Here is a 17,390-nt window from a genome sequence, read left to right on the forward strand (position 1 = left end):
GCGGCAGACATGCTTACCAGGGTGGCAGAAGGCCCGATCGCGACATTCAGGAACTGAAACGCGCGCGATAGTCCTGCGGCGTGGCAGAAAGCAATCGCAGGAAGCTGCGTCGCATGGTTTCTTCGGAACCGAAGCCGCAGCGTTGCGAAATGCGTTTCACCGGCAGTTTCGTTTCCGAGAGCAGCCGCCGTGCGGCTTCGACGCGCAACTGCTCGACGGCGCGGGCGGGCGTGATGCCGGTGGCGTCCGCATAGTGCCGGCTGAAGCTGCGCTCGCTCATGCCGGCCTGTTCGGCCAGCATGGGCAGCGAGATATCGTCGGCGAGATGCTTGCCGATCCAGTCATGCAGCGCGCCGAATTTGTCGTCCGCGGTCTGCAGCGACAATGCCGCGCTGAATTGCGACTGGCCGCCGGGGCGCTTGAGAAACACCACGAGATGACGCGCCACCATCAGCGCGACGCTGCGTCCGAGGTCTTCCTCCACCAGCGCCAGCGCGAGATCGATTCCCGCGGTTACGCCGGCCGATGTCCAGAACACGCCGTCGCGGACGAAGATCGGGTCGGACTCCACATGCACGTCGGGAAAGCGCTGCGCGAGTTCGGAACACCAGGACCAGTGGGTGGCGGCACGACGGCCGTCGAGCACGCCGGTTGACGCAAGCAGGAACGCGCCGGTGCAGACCGAGGCGGTGCGCCGCGCCTTGGCCGCGCGCTTGCGCACCCAGGCGACCATAGCGGGATCGGAAGCGGCGGCATGGACGCCGGGACCGCCGGCAATGAGCAGCGTGTCGATCGGTTCGGCCTGGCGCGGCAGATCGCTCACGGCGAGGCCAAGTCCGGCAGAGGCGGTCACACTATGGCCGCCGCGCGCGATCACGCGCAGCACATAGGGCGCAGGTTGTCCCTTGCGCTGCATGATCTCATTGACCGTGGCGAAGACCTGCAGCGGGCCGGACACGTCGAGCAGTTGCACCGACGGGAACGCCAGCACGTCGATAACGCGCGGAACCGTCGCAACAGAGTTTGGCGGAGAACGAGGGGTCTTTGGCATATTCGCCAGACTGTGCCGGGCTAGGTTCGGCTTGTCCATTCACAAATGCTTGGAGCATTCCATGATCCCGCCAGACCAACATCTCCAGATCGGCTCGCTGTTGTTTGAGGGGCTTGACCAGATCGATCTCACCGGCCCGTTCGAAGTGCTGTCGCGGATCCCGAATTCGACCTATCGAATCTATGGCAAGACCACCGATCCCGTGCGCGACTACAGGGGGCTCCGTATTACGCCGGATGCCGCCATTGGCGACGCGCCCCAGCTCGACGTGCTGCATGTGCCCGGCGGCTTCGGCCAGGAAGCGCTGATGGACGATACGGTTGTGCTCGATTGGCTCCGTCAGCAGGCCGGACATGCTCGAATCTTTTCGGTCTGCACCGGCGCGCTGATCTGCGGCGCTGCGGGCCTGCTGATGGGGCGCCGCGCGACCACGCATTGGGCGTCGTTTCATCTGCTGCGCTATTTTGGCGCAACGCCGGTCAACGAGCGCGTGGTGATCGACGGCGACTGGATCTTCGCCGCCGGCGTGACGTCGGGCATCGATGGCGCGCTGCGTCTGGCTGCGGAATTGCGCGGCGACGAGGTGGCGCAGGGAATTCAGCTGTTCATGGAATATGCGCCACAGCCGCCGTTCAACAGTGGCACGCCCGAAACCGCACCGGCGACGGTGCTGGCGCAGACCCGTCAGTCGGTGGCGAAGATCACCGCGCAACGCGAGGCCACCGCACAACGCATCGCGACGAAGCTTGGCATCATCGTGCCGACAGCGGCGGAGTGAATTGCGCAAGCCGCATCTAATATGATCGAAAGGATCATGACCATGAACCTCACGCACATCCATGCGTTTACCCAAGCGATGCAGCGCAAAGACCTCGATGCCATGCTCTCGCATATGGCCGACGACATCGTTCTGAAGACGCCGCTTGCTGCCGAGCCATTCAAGGGCAAGGCTGCGATCCGCCCGGTGGTGACGGCGCTGCTGGGTGTCGTCGACAGTTTCGATTTCCGCGAAGTGCTGCAGGGGCCCGAACACGTGTCTGCCTTCTTCGGGATCACCGTCGGCACGGAACAACTGGACGGCGTCGACTACTGGCGTGTGAACGATGCCGGTCTGATCCAGGAAATGACGGTGCTGTGGCGACCGCTGCCGGCTGCGCTGGCCGTCGAGAAAAAGCTCGCGGCTGCATAGGAACGCGTCAGCCCTTCGGCCGCTTCGGTGCCTTGCCGGAGCGGCCGCGTGGCGGAGCTGTGGCGCGCAGCACCTGTCCGACGATGGCGGCGGCCTTGTCGATCTCCTGTTCGTTCCAGGCGGAAAAGCCCATGAACAATCCCTGGCCGGCCACAGGTCCGGTGAAATACATCGATAGCGGGCGGCCGGTCACGCCGAGCTCGGCAAGTCGTGCGGAAATGGTGCGGTCGTCGCGATCGAGATCGAGATGGGCGAGCAACTGCATGCCGCCGGCCGGCGGTTCGATCGTCAGGTGATCGCCGGCATGAACTTGCAGTGCCTGCAGCAGGTGATCGCGCCTGTTGCGATAGACACGCGTCATCTTGCGGATATGCGCCGCGAAGTGACCGTCGTCGATGAATTCGGCCAGCGCATCCTGCACCGGCGCCGGCACGATATGGCTGCCGTGGCGCTGCGCCTTTTCGAACAGGTCGGCAAGATCCGGCGGCACGATGGCGTAGCCGCTGCGCACATCCGCGAACATCGGTTTCGAGAACGTGCCCACATAGAACACGCGGCCGCTGTCATCGAGGCCCTGCAGGGCGGCGACGGGGCGGCCGTCATAGTGGAATTCGCTGTCATAGTCGTCCTCGACGATGGCAGCCCCGATGTCATTGGCAAATGCAAGCAATTGCTGCCGCCGGCTCACAGGCATCAGCCGTCCGGTGGGATGCTGATGCGACGGGGTCACGAAGATCAGCCGCGGGCGATCGCGCCGGCCTTTGATGGAGAGGCCGCTGCCATCCAGCGAAATGCCGCGCATGGTCGCGCCGGCCGCATTGAGCGCCGCATATGCGCCGCCATAGCCGGGGCTTTCGACCCAGGCGAGATCGCCGGCATCGAGTAACACGCGCGCGATGAGTTCAAGCGCAGACTGCGCCGATGGCATCAGGATAATCTGTCGTGCCTCGGCCCGCACGCCGCGATAGGCGATGAGATGGCGGAGCAGGGCGTTGCGCAACGAGGCGCGATTGATGGCGGGATCGCCGGTCGATCCGCGTCGCGCCGCGCGGCGCAGGCAGCGCGCCCAGATGTCGTGGGGAAACAGCCGCGCATCTGCCAGCGCCGGGGCCAACAGCAGTGGCCGCCCTTTGTTGATGAACGGCCAATCCGACTTCTGCACGCGCTCGGCCCAGCGCGACAGGCCGAGCGGCTTCGGCGTCTTGCCGGCAATGTTGGGCCCGGTCAGCAACGCCTTGCGCTCAGCGGCGGCGACCGTCGGGCGTCGTCCCTGCGCGACGTCGAGATAGCCTTCCATGGCCAACTGATCGATGACGGACGAGACGGTGTTGCGGGCGAGGCCGAGCTGCTGCGCGCAGTCGCGGCTCGACGGCAGGCGATGGCCCGGCGGCAGCGCGCCGCTCAGGATCGCCGCGCGGAGCTGATCATAGAGCTGCCGCGTCAACGTCTCGCCGCTCGCGGATCCGCGAGCGATATCGATCAGCCCTGCGAGAATGTCGCCCATCAAACTGGCTCAGTCATTTTTACTGGAATGGATCTTTGATTGGGGCCAGTAAAACCTAGTGTCCTCGGTCTGTCGAGTGCGCCATGCACCGAAGCCGTGAGATGAAGCCATGTCCGAATATCCCCTGTCGCGCCGCACGGCGCTGCTTTTGTTTGCCGTCGTCGTGACCATGTGGGGGCTGAACTGGACGCTGACGAAATTTCTGGTGCAGCACATTTCGCCGCTGTGGTCGGTGGCGATCCGCGCGATCGTTGCCACGCTCGCTCTTGCGGCGATTACGCTGGCGCGCCGGCAATTCATCGTGCCGCGGCGCGGCGACATGCCTGTGATCGTCAGTGTCGCGGTGCTGCATATGGGCCTATTCTCGGTGCTCGTTGCCTTCGGCCTGCAATTCGTGCCGGTCGGGCGCTCCATCGTCCTCGGCTACACCACGCCGCTCTGGGTCGCGCCCGCCGCGTGGCTGCTGCTGCGCGAACCCGTTCCGCGAGAACGTCTCGCGGGCATCGTGCTTGGGCTTGCCGGCATCGCTGTCATGTTCAACCCGTCGGCATTCGACTGGAGCAACGGCAATGCGCTGATCGGCAGCGGGCTGCTGTTGCTCGCGGCGCTGTGCTGGGCGGCGAACATCGTCTATGTCCGTGGCCACCGCTGGATCTCCGAGCCGTTTCAACTCGTGTTCTGGCAGGCGCTGCTCGCGAGTGTGCTGCTGACAGTGCTGGCGCAGATCCGCGAAGGTGTCCCTGATATCGCCTGGACGCGCGAACTTGTCGGCGCATTGCTGTTCGGCGGGATCTTCGGCACGGCGCTGGCGCACTGGGCGATGGTGATCATCAACCGCAGCCTGCCGGCGACCATCACGTCGCTCGGGCTGCTGGCGACGCCGGTGATGGGCGTCGCGATCTCCGCACTGGTGCTGGGCGAGGCGATCGAGCTGTCGCTGATCGCAGCGATGGCCATGATCCTTGGCGGGATTGTCATCGGAACGATGTCGCGCAAGAGGCCGGATGCGCGACCCGCGGCGCAGCCTATCCCAACTGCCGCCCGACCATCTCGCCAATCGCCTTAAACGCGGCCTCGAATTGCGCCGGCACCGGTGTTCCGCCCTGGGTGTAAGCGACGATCAGGATCGGCGTGTCCGGCTTCGGCCACGCCATGGCGATATCGCCGGCCGCGTCCTTGCCGCTGCTGCCGGTCTTGTTGCCGATTGTCCAGTCGTTGGGCAGGCCGCTGCGCAGGCGTTTGGCGCCGGTCTTGCAATTCACCATCCAGTCGGTGAGCCGCACACGCGATTCCCGCTTCAGCACGTCGCCGAGCAGGAAGCGCCTGAGATTGCCGGCCATCGCCGCGGGCGTTGTGGTATCTTGCAGATTGCCGGGCTTCGAGAAATTGAGCGCTGGCTCGTTGTGGTCGAGACGCGAGACGCCGTCACCGGTCTTGCGCCAAAACGCCGTCAGCCCGCGCGGGCCATCTACGAGGTCGAGCAGCATGTTGGCGCAGGTGTTGTCGCTGAGTTCGACGGCAGCCTTGCACATCTCCTCGACCGACATCGCGCCTTTGGCGAGATTGTCGCGCGCCACCGGCGCGTATTCGAGAACGTCGGCTTCGCGGTAGGCGATCATCCGGTCGAGCCTCATCTCGCCGCGATCGACCCGCGATAACACGCAGGCGGCGAGCGAGGCCTTGAACGTGCTGCACATCACGAAGCGCTCATTGGCGCGCCACGCGATCTTTGCGCCCGTCTTCAGGTTCTCGGCATAGACACCGATCCGGCCGCCGGTGTCGCGTTCATAAGCTTGCAACGCTGCCGGCGCGTCCTTTGCCGCTTCCTTGGCAAAGGCCGGCCAGGCCATGAGCGCCGGCGCAGCCGCCAGCAATGTTCGTCGATTGATCATCATGGCGTGTCATTCGCGGGCGAAGAGGGAGAATTGATGGCGGGCGATTGCGGATCGGCAATTTCGCGGGGAAGGGGATTGCGCTACACTCTGATTCTGGCGCGGCCCACGCCTCCCCCCTCCAGCGGGAAAGTATCGATCATACCGGGCTCTCTGATCACCGAACCAACTGTTCGAGCATCAAGCATAAGGAGGGGTTGTGACAACGCTCGCACCAGGAGGTTCTCACAATGCGTCTTTCTGCGCCTGTTTATCAATTGAAGCGCAAGGCCAGGCTTCTCTCCCGCGCCGATAACATTCCGCTGCACGAGGCACTCGACCGGATCGCCGTGCGAGAAGGCTTTGCTGCCTGGAGCCTGCTCGTGGCGCGGATGTCTTCGGTGACACCTGCCGCGAAACTGTTCGAACAACTGTCTCCGGGCGATCTCGTGCTGGTCGGCGCGCGCCCGGGCCATGGCAAGACGCTGATGAGCCTGAAGCTCGCCGTAGAGGCGATGCAATCCGGCCATCGCAGCGTGTTCTTTTCGCTGGAATACAGCGAAAAGGACGTGCTGGACCGTTTCAGTGCCATCGGCGTGGAGCGGGGGCGTTTCGATACTCTGTTCGAATTCGACAATTCCGACGATATCAGCGCCGACTACATCGCCCGGAAACTGGCGGACGCGCCGCGCGGCACGCTTGTGGTGATCGACTATCTGCAACTGCTCGATCAGAAACGCGAGAACCCAGCCTTGATGGTGCAGGTGCGCGCGCTGCAGTCATTCGCCAGGGAGCGCGGGCTGATCTTCGTCTTCATCTCGCAGATCCACCGGTCCTACGATCCGGCCGTGAAGCCATATCCCGATCTGGACGATGTCCGGTTGCCGAATCCTGTCGATCTCGGCCTGTTCAGCAAGACGTGCTTTCTGAACAACGGCGACATCAGGTTTCAGGCGGCGCGTTAGTCAACGACGCGGGCCGACACGGGCCATGAACAACAAGAGTCGTCATGGCCGGGCTTGTCCCGGCCATGACGAAAACTTGGAACTTAGTACTAACGCAGAATTTTACGGCGCGGGGATCGCGAGCAGGCTCGAAATGCTGCTGCCGCGGATGTCGTAGACTTTGGCGAAGACGACGTCGTCGCGCTTGATCTCGGCAATCACGGGGGCGGTGAGGCCCTTGCAGTAGAACTCGCCAAGCGTCATCGCAAAGTCGGCCGACTGGCTGTCCCAGCCGATGGTGAAGTCGGGACCGAGCGCGACCTGTGCCGGACGCTGCGGGCCGCACACGGCGACCTTCCACTTGCGGCCGACCGGCGGGCTTTCCTGGCGCTCGACGATCTGCTCGCGCAGCGCATCGGAGGCCTGCTTCAGCGCAAGGCCCCAATAGTCCAGCATGTACAGCGCATCGGCCTGGCGAACGGTGCCGGCGATGTAGTTGAAGTGGGTGTACTGATACGGATGCAGCCGGATCATCTCGGCCGTCGGCAGCATCAGGCCGAAGGAGAACACGGCGACGGCAGCCGCTTGCGCGCCGCGATGATTGACGCGCAGCCAGTCCATCAGCGCCGCGAAAGCCGCGCCGCCGAGCACCGCCATCGGTGGGAGCACGAAGATGAAATGCCGGATCCCGTTATACAGCGCCGGGCGCTTCACCATGGCGATCACCAGCGGCAGAGTGGCGGCAAAGGTCAGCATCAACAGGATGGTCTTGCGACGCGCCGGCACGGTGTCGCGCGACAGCGACATGATGGTCAGCGCGATGCCGCCGAAGGTGAGGCTGAGCAGCACTTCCGGAAGCTGCAGCGCGAACAGCGTCGGCAGATAGGACCACGGCATGTCCGGCACCGAGATCATCGCGCCGTCGAACATCTCCTTCCACGGCTTTTCGAAGAAGTGAGAGAAGTAGCCCAGTGCGCGCAGCGGATTGGCGGGTTCGAGAATCGACCACGGCCAGATCAGGCCCATGATCAGATAGCCGAAGGCGAGGCCGGGCAGCAGCACGTAAAGGACATGCAGCAAGCGGTGCACGCTCTCGCGCACACCATTGGTGCGGACATCCTCGATCCACAGAGGCATGAAACCGATCACCGCATAGATCAGCGTGAGGCCGGCGAGAATGCGGCAGCCGATCGCGCAGCCGGCACCGAGGCCGAGGATCAGGACCGTGCGCGGCGACGGGTTTGGATATTCCTGCGCAAGGCGCACCAGCCCGAGCATCAGGATGACCATCGCCACGGCGAAAGGCGCATCCTTCGGGTTCATGAACATATGGCCGTAGAAGGTCGGACACAGCGCCAGCAGCAACAGCGTGGCGAGGCCGCCCACGGGGCCGGCGACGCGGCGCCCGAGGCGCCAGGTGACGCCGAGGCCGATGACGCCGACGATCGCGCCGAGCAGGCGTCGCGTCTCGAACAGCTCCAGCGGGATGATCTTGTGCAGCAGCGCGGCCGCCATATCGAAGCCGCCGCCATACATGTAGAGATTTGCAAACGACAAAGCGCCGGTGTCGGTGAAGCCCGACCCGTACATCTTCAATAGAAGATCTGCATATTCAGCGTGGGTATAGTCGTCCCATCCGAGACCATAGTCCCGGAACGTGAAGCTTGCGACGATACTGACAACGACAAGCGCCAGGATGGCGAGGTCGTCACACGTCCGTTCCACCGAGCGCCTTACTGGCGTGTCGATGGCCGCAGTCGTAATCGATGACATGGCGATGGATAACCCGGTGTCCCCAATGGCTCGGCTTTAGCGCTCTTTGAGCCTCGTTTCCCCGGCATCGATATAGCGCACTTCTCTTTTGAAGTAATTGAGAATTGTGGCTGAAGTTTCTTAATGCGTTGCAACAAACGGGACAAGGTAAAAGCTTTACCGTTTAGGGATAGATCGGCGTCGGCTGTCCCAAACCTGTTGTCTCCGGTGGAAGAAAACTCTCCCAAAACTTACCACCAGGCCGATGTACAAGGGATGAACGCAAAATGCCGTTTGGCGGTGCACGCAATATGACGCTATCGTGGCACCCATGACGAGACTCGCGAGTGGTCCGTCGAGGAGTTCGAAGACTATGAAATTGCTGCTGATTGCCGGGATCGGGGTCATTCTGGCGGGCCTTGCCGCGATCGGCTTCGGCATTCCGGTCAAGGAATTCGGCTTCGGCAATACCCTGATCCTGACTGGAACGGTCGGCGCCTGCACCGGCCTGATCATGGTGAGCATGGCGCTCGCCGTCGGCGAGCTCAAGAAGTTTGGGCCGCAGGGCGAGATCGATGAACCGGTTCCGTCGCCCCGGCTGCCGCGCCGGGAACTGAAGCTGCCGCCGGTTCCGGGGGAGGGCGCTGAGGAGGCGGATGACGCGCCCGCGCCGACCCCGCTGTTCAGCCGCGACCAGCCGGCCGCGCGACCTGCCGTTCCGGAGCCAGGTGTTCCCCCGTGGCAGGACGAAGTGCTGCGCGACCGTGAGCGGCTTGCGTCCGCTGCCGCCGAGGCACCGGTGCCTGAGGAGCCGAAGCGTCGCAATCTGCTGTTCCAGTCATCGCGCCGGGAGCGGGAGAGGGCCGAGGCAGCTGCCGCATTCGAGGCGGCCATGCCAACGCCGGAGGCGCCCGCCGAGCAGCCGAAGAGTTTCGAAGATGCCTGGCCGCAGCCGGATCGATCACGCTCCGACGCGATCCGCCGTGCCGCCCGTACCTCGTCGTCGCCAAGCGACAAGCTGCCGGATGCCGCGCTGATTCCGGATCGCTACGTTCCGCCGACGCCGGCTGAAGAGCCGCCGCAGGCATCGGACGTCACCGTGCTGAAATCGGGGGTCGTCGATGGCATGGCCTATTCGCTGTATTCCGACGGCTCCATCGAGGCGCAGATGCCCGAAGGCATGATGCGCTTCGCCTCGATCGACGAGTTGCGCGAGCATCTCGACAACAGGGGCTGACGCCGCTCAGCCATTTCCGTTGGCGGTCACTTTCAGCTGATCTCGACTAATCTTGCACGCAGAATGAAACCGGCGCGCTATACGTTGTTCTTGCCCTTGTGGCTGTAATGCCCGCATGATTGTCAAGTAAAGTGCGGCTCCAATCCTTGAAAGACGACGGACCATGAACGACATCGCCGGCAAGAGCTTCATCGATCTCACGGCGACGATCGTGTCGGCCTATGTCGGTCACAATCCAACACCGGCGTCCGAATTGCCGGCGCTGATCGGTCAGGTTCACGCCGCCCTGGTGCGGGTGTCGAACGGCCGGCCGGAGGTCGCGGCGGAGCCGGCCAAACCGGCGGTGTCCGTCAAGAAATCGATGACCGCCGAATATCTGGTCTGTCTCGAGGACGGCAAGCGTTTCAAGTCGTTGAAGCGCCATCTGCGCACGCAGTACGCGATGACGCCGGAACAGTATCGCGAGAAATGGGGCCTGCCGGCCGACTATCCGATGGTCGCGCCGAACTATGCGGTGGCGCGTTCGCAGCTCGCCAAGAAAATGGGGCTGGGTCAGCAGCGCCGCCGGCGCAAGTGACCTGAACAGGTGACTTGAGCAAGCGATCTGGGCGAGTGATCCCGTAAGTAATCCGCACAAGTAAAGCTAAGCAATAAAGTCAGGTTCCATCCGCAGGAACCAATATAGAACAAATCGGAGACGAAGAAAGTTCTACGTCAGGATGCGGGATACATCTCCCGCCACGCGCAATTGGTGTGTGACAACACAGGCAGGCGATACGTGAACTTGGCGGGTATGACGGGAGACTTTCAAGCGGACGTTGAAGCCATCCCGCGCATCGATGCCGTGCCGCGAATCTGGAAGTGATCTGTCGTACGACGGGGGAGGGCTTTGCCCGCAGGTCGTGGCCGAGGACTGCGATGAACTCTTCGCGCGCGCCGCCCGCGGATCAATCGCTGTCGCCGCCGGAAACCCGCTTTCTCAACGCCGCGGCTTCGAGCGATCGTGCGAAGGCACTGGTTCTTTTGAATAAAAGCCCATAAAGGAATAAAGTCTAAATTTCTGCTTGCGGCGCCATTCGGGATGTGAGCTTATTATCCTAAATGGAGTCGCCCCGATGAAGACATCCCGCAGCACCACCAGGCATCCCGACCGCGTCGATCACCATCGCGCGCAGCATCTGTCGCTGGAGACGCGACAGATCCTCACCGAGGACGGCGTCGCCAGCGTCCTCGTGAACGACAGTGAAAGCCCGCTCGGCTGGCTGGCCCGGCGCAAGGGCCGCGATGGCCGCAGCATGATCAGTCCGCATCAGTTCATCGCCGGCGAGAAACTGCGTGCCGATTTCACGCGCGGCAACATGGCGCCGCGCATGACGGCGAACTGGGCCGCGCCGACCGGTAGCCGACCACGCGGGGCGGGCAGCAGCCCCGGCGAGATGACGGATATCATGATGACAGCGCGCCAGCGCGTCAGTCAGGCGCTGGAGGCTTGCGGGCCCGAGTTTTCAGGGGTTCTGATGGATGTGTGCTGTTTTCTGCGTGGCCTCGAAGACATCGAGCGCGAACGCAACTGGCCGGCCCGCTCCGCCAAGGTCGTGCTGCAACTCGCGCTGGATCGCCTCGCGCGGCACTACGGCTTCGCCAGTGAGGTCAGGGGGCAGCCATCGAAAGTGCGAACCTGGCTCGCAGACGATGCGGCGTTCGAGAGCTAGGGTGTGGAGTCGATAGCGCGCAGCCAGATGCTGATGGATGCGAGCTTGACGACGGCCAAGTCGTTCGCCGCGCTCATAGGCCCGCGCATCATATATCTGCGACGCCAAGCAGCTTTCGTTGACGCCTGCGTGTTTTGCCGCCATATACAGCGCATGAACAAGCTTCGATCAGCTGCATTGACCACCACGGCGACCGCTCACGGCGGATCGCCTTCTGGTCGCGCGCGCTAGAGACAAGCGTACTTCATCCAGAAAAGGCCCCGCCGGCGACGGACGGGGCCTTTTCTGTTTTTGATGATCCCCGTCCGCGCTTTTTCCCCTCGTAAGGAACACAGTCATGGACGATCTCGACCACAGAAATCTCGGCGTACAACTCAAACTCTGGCACCTGCAGGACGATGCGCCGGGCATGGTGTTCTGGCATCCGCGCGGCTACGCGATCTACCGGGTGCTGGAGGACTATCTCCGGCGCAAGATGCGCCAAGCCGGCTATGTCGAGGTCCAAACGCCACAGCTGCTGCCAAAGGACTTCTGGAGCCGCAGCGGCCACTGGGACAAATTCCGCGAGCACATGTTCCGGGTCGATGACGGCGAATTGGCGATGGCACTGAAGCCGATGTCATGCCCTTGCCACGTGCAGATCTTCAACAAGGGTCTGCGCTCGTGGCGAGAACTTCCAATCCGCTATGCCGAGTTTGGCGCTTGCCACCGCAACGAGCCATCCGGTTCGCTCCACGGCATCATGCGAACGCGCGCCTTCGAGCAGGACGATGCGCATGTGTTCTGCCGCGAGCAGGACGTGGAGGACGAAGTTGCGCGCTTCATCGCTTTGCTGGGCGAGGTCTATCGCGACCTCGGTTTTCCCGATTACGAAGTGGCGCTGTCGACGCGACCACCGGTGCGCGCTGGCGACGATGCGACCTGGGACTGGTCGGAGGCGAAGCTCGGCGATGCCGCGCGGCAATGCGGCCTCGCGTCTCAAATCAATCCTGGCGAAGGCGCGTTCTACGGACCGAAGCTGGAATTCGCGTTGCGCGACCGGCTGGGACGATCCTGGCAGTGTGGCACGGTGCAGCTCGACAGCGTGCTCCCGCAGCGGCTCGACGCGTCCTACATCGCCGCCGACGGCAGCCGCGCGAGGCCCCTGATGATCCACCATGCCATCTTCGGATCGCTTGGCCGCATGATCGCGATCCTGCTCGAGCACCACGGCGGTGTGCTTCCTTTCTGGTTGTCGCCGGATCAGGTCGCCGTTGCGCCGATTTCGAAAGACCAGGCCGGCTACGGCGCTGACGTCGTGGCAGCGTTCGAGGATGCGGGGATCCGGGCCATTGCCTATGACGGCGCCGATACGCTTTCGCGGCGCATCGTGGCGGCTCATGACATGGCGGTGCCGGTGATGGCGATCGTAGGCGGGCGCGAGATGAGGGACGGCCGGGTGAGCCTCCGCGAGCGCGATGGCTCACAGGCCGACGTTCCTTTGGCCGAAGCGGTGTCCCGGCTGCAGGCGAGGGCTCGGTCGGGCGCGCCTGGGGCTGAAGCCCGGTAAACGTGCCTCAGCTGGGCTCCAGTCAGCAAATCCCTGGCGGGCGTTTTGGCGCAGCGCCTGCGGACGCTCGAGCCTATGGGGTCACGCCCTGGTTCGCATCTGCCAGGGTCTCGGTGGCGTCCCGGCGGATGCGCTCGACCATGGCACGCAGGCCGTTGGAGCGCTGCGGTGTGAGGTGTTCCTTGAAGCCGAGCTCGTTGAACACCTTGATGGCGTCGGTGGCCAGGATGTCCTCGGCCTTGCGGCCCGAATACAGCGTCAGCAGGATCGCGATCAGCCCGCGGACGATATGTGCGTCGCTGTCGCCGAGATAGCTGAGCACCGGCGTGCCGTGGTCGCGGGCGACCTGGCGCGACAGCCAGACCTGGCTCGCGCAGCCGTTGACCTTGTTGGCGGAGGAATGTTCCTCATCCGGCATCGGCGTGAGGCTGCGCCCGAGTTCGATGACGTACCGGTAGCGGTCGTCCCAGTCCTCGAGTAGCTCGAAATTATCGCGGATATCGTCAATCGTGGTCATCGGGGCCTGCAAGCAATGTCAGGCCCTATATAGGGACGAACAGCGCCGAAAGCGACCGCCGTTTGCGGTAATTATCCGCCGCAATCAGCCGTTTAGGGAGCAACGGTGGGCGGCTGCCACTCGGCGGCGAGGTCGTCCTGGGTGAGCGTATCAGGCTTCACCATGGCAACCGCGCCCTGGTCTTCGCCTTCGCCACCGATCGAGCCGGTGGTATCGGGCTTCTTCTCGGTGATGATCTGGTAGATTTTCTTCGCGCCGTCCTTGGCACGTTCGCCGATCACGGTGGCCGCATGGCCGCCGACTTCACAGGTGGCCGGCTGGCGCTTGCAGAATTGAGCCATGTCGGACATCGCCGCACTCGCAGCCGATACCGCATCGGACGCGCCGATCTGCGGCAGCTTGTCCGATTCCGGCGTCTTGTCCCTCGGCAGCAGCACGAGCACGAGCCCGAGCCAGAATGCCATGCGAAGCAGGAAGAACATCGCGAACCCCGTTAGTCTCTTCGAACCGTTGCGATTTGTCGCAATTGGGATCGAAGTTAGCAGCAGTCGATAAATTGCAAGTATTTGCGATGCGGTTAAATCGACGAAAATTAGCTTCATTCGGTTTGGCGTAAATTTTCCATTGATGAGCCGTTCGTGTGTTTTCCGACACGATGTTGGGGATGCACACTTTCGAAACCATATGGACGCGGCGATGGAAACTACTCGTTCACCATCGTTGTCGAATGGAAACGCGAAAACTCCTCTTAAATCAGCACTTACACGTTAGGCATGGCGAACGCGGCGGTCACTTTAGTGTTCGCTTAATGTCGCTCTGACACGTTGGCGCAACGATAAAAGGAGGCGTTTCGGCGCGTCTGAATTGACGATCAAGCCGAAGCGAGACCAGTGACAGTATCGACCATCATCCGCGACTGCCTTGATGCCATGCTGCACCCTTCAGTGCGCTACGATGCGCTGACGAGCGCGCGTCATCGCGCATTCATGGCCCCGCGTCTGCTCGGCAGTCTTGCGGCCTTTGCGGCTTTTCCTGTCTATCTCGCGCTGCGCGGCGCGCCGAACGCGATCGAGGTCGCAGCTTTCGCCTGGCTGATGGCGCCGATCCTCTGTTCATATTTTCTGTCGCGTACCGGCCGCTATGAAAGCGCACAGGTGCTGTCGTCCGTCGCGCTCGCCGGCCTCGTGATGATGATGGCGATCTCCACCGGTGGCATCAATTCGTTCGCGGCGATCTGGCTTGTCGTGGTGCCGATCGAGGCGGCACTCTCGGCTTCGCGCCGTATCGTCGCCTTTGCATCGGCGCTGGCGCTGTCCTGCGTCGGCATTCTCATCGTGCTGACCAGCCTCGATTGGTTGCCTGTATCCGAAGCCAGTGTCGCCGGCCATGGCGTCTTCATGGCATTCGGTATTGCGTCCGCCACCATCTATGCAGCCGGTCTGGCCTTCGGCGCGGAGTCGCTGGCGCGCACCAGCGTCTCGCTGCTTTATGTCGAGGAAGACCGTTATCGCCTACTGGCGCGCAATATGAGCGACGTGATCTCGCGTCATCGTCACAATGGCGCCGTGCAGTTCATTTCGCCCGCGGCTGAAGCACTGGTCGGCGCCCCGGCACAGCGACTGCTGGGCCATGGCCTGTTCGATCGCGTCCATGTTGCGGATCGCCCGGCCTATCTCACGGCTCTGTCCGACGCCGCACGCGGCGGCGAAGCCCGCTCCGTCGAATTCCGCCTGCGCCGCGATGTTGTGCGCGGCAATGATCGCATGCGTCCGTCTGGCGCCGAATTCATCTGGGTCGAGATGCGCTGCCGGCCGCTGGAGCAGGGCGCTGATATCTCGTCGTCCAATGCCGATGCGGAAGTCGTCGCGGTGCTGCGCGATGTCACCGACCGCAAGCTGCAGGAAGAGGCATTGGCGCAGGCCCGCATCGAAGCCGAGCGCGCCGATGCGTCGAAGACGCGCTTCCTCGCCACCATGAGCCACGAGCTGCGTACGCCGCTGAATGCCATTATCGGCTTCTCCGACATGCTGGTGCAGGAAGAGCTGATGATGCTCGATGCGACCAAGCGCAAGGAATATGCCCAGCTCATCAACGATTCCGGCCAGCACCTGCTGTCAGTCGTCAATGGCATCCTCGATATGTCGAAGCTGGAATCCGGCAACTTCGAGATTTCGCCGGAGCCCTTCGCCCCACGTCCCGCGCTGATCAATTGCTGCAATCTGCTGGCGCTGAAGGCGCGCGAGAACGGCATCGATCTCATCACCGATGCGCCGAAGGATCTGCCTGAGGTCAACGGCGATCCGCGCGCATTCCGTCAGATATTGCTCAACCTCGTGTCCAATGCCATCAAGTTCACCGAGCGCGGCGGCAGCGTCACCGTGGCAGCGGGCGTCGAAGGATCACGCTTGATGCTGCGCGTCAGCGATACCGGCGTCGGGATTGCATCGGACGATCTCGCCCGCATCGGCGATCCGTTCTTCCAGGCCGGCAAGACCTATCAGCGGCGCCATGAGGGCACCGGCCTCGGCCTGTCCATTGTGAAGAGCCTCGTTGGCATGCATGGTGGCGAGATGCAGGTGCAGAGCCGGATCGACGAAGGCACCACCATCACCATCGCGCTGCCGCTGGAGTTTACGCCGCAGGCTGAACACGTCAGTAATATCGCGATCTTGAATCCCGCGGCGCGCACCGCGCCGTCCGACCAAGCCCATCAGGTGAAGAAGAGTGCCTAAAGCCAGTTCCAAAGCGACCAAGTCCAAACGCGGCCGCGCCGTCGCCATCGTCGACGAGCCCGCGGAGCGCGGTATCGTCCTGCGCGTGCTGCTGCACAGCCCGAAGGACATGGTCGCCGGGTTGATCGCATTCGCTGCGGTCAGCGCCATCATCGCCAATGCCATTTTCCTGCAGAAGGGCCATCATCCGTCGCCGATGTTCGGTTCGAGCACCGTCGTTGCATTTCCGGCACCGGCGCAGGTCGCCAATCCGCTGCCCAAGCCGCGTCCGCTGGATGCTGCTTCGCCGGACACCAAGCTCGATTCCCGCATGCTGGATTCCAAGCCGGTCAACAGCGCCAATGAGCCGAAGCCGTCACTCGCCGCCAAACCCGTCGAGCAGCGCGCGGCCGATCCGGTCGGCAATCTCCTGAAGGCGCCGGCACCACCGGCCTCACCGGCGACCACGGGCGCCGTGGCGCGCCCGCCGGCGGCGATCCCGAATGCGACCCGCACCGATCCGCTCGGTGATCTCATCACCAATACGCGCCGCGTCGCCGCTGTTCAGCGTGCGCTGACGGAATACGGCTATGGTCAGCTCAAGCCGACCGGCAATGTCGGCTCGGACACCGCGGCTGCGATCCAGCGCTTCGAGCGTGAGCGCAAGCTGCCGGTCACCGGGCAGGTGTCCGATCGCATGGTGCGCGAACTCGCCACCGTCACCGGGCGCGCGATCGACTAGCGCCAGCCCTGCGGCTGGCTTATCGTCGATTCCATGAGATTGAAGTCAGCAATATGGGTGGCCGCATATCTGCGCCGCTGCCAGACCGAAGGCGTGTTCGGCGCCGTGCGCCGTCGTGGTGCGGAGGAGGCGGGCGCCGTGTTCGTAAAGGTCGCGCTGCTGGATGGCACCGCGATGCTCTACACGCCGGCGCCGCAAACCGCCTATGACGAGAGCCGCCCTGTCGATCGCGTCTTCGCAGCCTCACCGCCGCAGCCCGTCGAAGAACGCAAGATCGAAGAGCGCTTGCAGAAGGAGATCTCGTTCGATCCCGACGTGTGGATCGTCGAGACCGAGGACAAGGCTGGACGGCATTTCCTTGAACTGGCGAAGGGCTAGGATCAGCTCTTCAATACCAAGTGGTTTGCCGGCGAAAAAGCCGTCGGGCTGCCAGCTCAATGCTCGACCATTGCGGAATAAGCATCGCAATGGCCATGAAAGTGCAGATCCAAAGCAGCATTGGGACCGGTAGCGAGAAGCTGTCATAGGTGTGTGACTGGCGGGATATCAGCCAGAAGATAAAAAGTAGAAGCGGGGGAATTGCGATGATCCTGCTTCTGTAGGTCGGGAGC

The 17,390-nt window shown here is 63.3% G+C and carries 17 protein-coding genes; 11 read left to right on the forward strand and 6 right to left on the reverse strand.

Annotated features, from left to right (window positions below; genetic code table 11):
- Positions 1-46 precede the first annotated feature (46 nt).
- Positions 47-1,051, reverse strand: coding sequence for a GlxA family transcriptional regulator (locus AB7783_RS04030; RefSeq protein WP_441279636.1), 1,005 nt, complete (start codon positions 1,049-1,051; stop codon positions 47-49).
- A 61-nt stretch (positions 1,052-1,112) separates the two neighbouring features.
- On the opposite strand from AB7783_RS04030, the gene AB7783_RS04035 reads away from it, so the two are divergent.
- Together AB7783_RS04035 and AB7783_RS04040 are read left to right on the forward strand one after the other, a co-directional pair.
- Positions 1,113-1,829: a DJ-1/PfpI family protein gene (locus AB7783_RS04035; RefSeq protein WP_089267005.1), complete on the forward strand. Its 717-nt coding sequence runs from the start codon at positions 1,113-1,115 to the stop codon at positions 1,827-1,829.
- Positions 1,830-1,871: 42 nt separating this feature from the next.
- The gene (locus AB7783_RS04040; protein WP_441276908.1) at positions 1,872-2,240 is read left to right on the forward strand and encodes a nuclear transport factor 2 family protein; all 369 of its coding nucleotides are present in this window, start codon (positions 1,872-1,874) and stop codon (positions 2,238-2,240) included.
- Between the two features lie 7 nt (positions 2,241-2,247).
- Here AB7783_RS04040 and pdxR read toward each other — a convergent pair whose 3' ends face one another.
- Positions 2,248-3,744 (reverse strand): MocR-like pyridoxine biosynthesis transcription factor PdxR, encoded by a 1,497-nt coding sequence (gene pdxR, locus AB7783_RS04045; protein WP_441276909.1) that lies wholly within the window; start codon positions 3,742-3,744, stop codon positions 2,248-2,250.
- A gap of 109 nt (positions 3,745-3,853) precedes the next feature.
- Here pdxR and AB7783_RS04050 point away from each other — a divergent pair, with 109 nt between their 5' ends.
- Positions 3,854-4,810 (forward strand): DMT family transporter, encoded by a 957-nt coding sequence (locus AB7783_RS04050; RefSeq protein ID WP_441276910.1) that lies wholly within the window; start codon positions 3,854-3,856, stop codon positions 4,808-4,810.
- Here AB7783_RS04050 and bla read toward each other — a convergent pair.
- Positions 4,770-5,636, reverse strand: coding sequence for a class A beta-lactamase (bla, locus tag AB7783_RS04055; RefSeq protein ID WP_441276911.1), 867 nt, complete (start codon positions 5,634-5,636; stop codon positions 4,770-4,772). The two genes, AB7783_RS04050 and bla, sit on opposite strands and share 41 nt — an antisense overlap.
- 230 nt (positions 5,637-5,866) lie before the next feature.
- Here bla and AB7783_RS04060 point away from each other — a divergent pair, with 230 nt between their 5' ends.
- Positions 5,867-6,580 carry a DNA helicase gene (locus AB7783_RS04060; protein WP_441276912.1) on the forward strand — a complete coding sequence of 238 codons (714 nt, stop codon included), beginning with the start codon at positions 5,867-5,869 and terminating at the stop codon, positions 6,578-6,580.
- A 102-nt stretch (positions 6,581-6,682) separates the two neighbouring features.
- Here AB7783_RS04060 and AB7783_RS04065 read toward each other — a convergent pair whose 3' ends face one another.
- Positions 6,683-8,332, reverse strand: coding sequence for a glycosyltransferase family 39 protein (locus AB7783_RS04065; protein ID WP_089267010.1), 1,650 nt, complete (start codon positions 8,330-8,332; stop codon positions 6,683-6,685).
- Positions 8,333-8,684: 352 nt separating this feature from the next.
- On the opposite strand from AB7783_RS04065, the gene AB7783_RS04070 reads away from it, so the two are divergent.
- The 4 genes from AB7783_RS04070 (at position 8,685) to thrS (ending at position 12,809) form a co-directional block, all read left to right on the forward strand.
- Positions 8,685-9,548, forward strand: a complete 864-nt coding sequence (locus tag AB7783_RS04070; protein ID WP_441276913.1) for a hypothetical protein — start codon at positions 8,685-8,687, stop codon at positions 9,546-9,548.
- 163 nt (positions 9,549-9,711) lie between these two features.
- Entirely contained in the window at positions 9,712-10,125 is a 414-nt protein-coding gene (locus AB7783_RS04075) for a MucR family transcriptional regulator (protein ID WP_089267012.1), read from the forward strand.
- A gap of 538 nt (positions 10,126-10,663) precedes the next feature.
- Entirely contained in the window at positions 10,664-11,260 is a 597-nt protein-coding gene (locus AB7783_RS04080; RefSeq protein WP_441276914.1) for a DUF6456 domain-containing protein, read from the forward strand.
- 337 nt (positions 11,261-11,597) lie between these two features.
- Positions 11,598-12,809: a threonine--tRNA ligase gene (thrS, locus tag AB7783_RS04085; RefSeq protein WP_441276915.1), complete on the forward strand. Its 1,212-nt coding sequence runs from the start codon at positions 11,598-11,600 to the stop codon at positions 12,807-12,809.
- Between the two features lie 73 nt (positions 12,810-12,882).
- Here the strand turns inward: thrS and AB7783_RS04090 are convergent, their stop codons facing one another.
- Positions 12,883-13,326, reverse strand: a complete 444-nt coding sequence (locus AB7783_RS04090) for a SufE family protein (protein ID WP_441276916.1) — start codon at positions 13,324-13,326, stop codon at positions 12,883-12,885.
- A 92-nt stretch (positions 13,327-13,418) separates the two neighbouring features.
- Positions 13,419-13,808, reverse strand: a complete 390-nt coding sequence (locus tag AB7783_RS04095) for a DUF5330 domain-containing protein (RefSeq protein WP_116660479.1) — start codon at positions 13,806-13,808, stop codon at positions 13,419-13,421.
- 408 nt (positions 13,809-14,216) lie between these two features.
- Between AB7783_RS04095 and AB7783_RS04100 the strand changes: the two genes are divergently transcribed.
- From AB7783_RS04100 to AB7783_RS04110, 3 genes are read left to right on the forward strand one after another with little or no spacing between them, the layout of a single operon-like run.
- Positions 14,217-16,058, forward strand: a complete 1,842-nt coding sequence (locus AB7783_RS04100; RefSeq protein ID WP_441276917.1) for a PAS domain-containing sensor histidine kinase — start codon at positions 14,217-14,219, stop codon at positions 16,056-16,058.
- Positions 16,051-16,779 (forward strand): peptidoglycan-binding domain-containing protein, encoded by a 729-nt coding sequence (locus tag AB7783_RS04105; RefSeq protein WP_231077362.1) that lies wholly within the window; start codon positions 16,051-16,053, stop codon positions 16,777-16,779. The genes AB7783_RS04100 and AB7783_RS04105 overlap by 8 nt, the downstream gene beginning before the upstream one ends.
- A gap of 33 nt (positions 16,780-16,812) precedes the next feature.
- On the forward strand, positions 16,813-17,157 hold the full coding sequence (locus AB7783_RS04110; RefSeq protein ID WP_309944772.1) for a DUF1491 family protein: 345 nt from the start codon (positions 16,813-16,815) through the stop codon (positions 17,155-17,157).
- The last annotated feature ends 233 nt before the right edge of the window (positions 17,158-17,390 follow it).

This window comes from Tardiphaga sp. 172_B4_N1_3, from assembly GCF_052076035.1.
Lineage (GTDB): Bacteria > Pseudomonadota > Alphaproteobacteria > Rhizobiales > Xanthobacteraceae > Tardiphaga > Tardiphaga robiniae.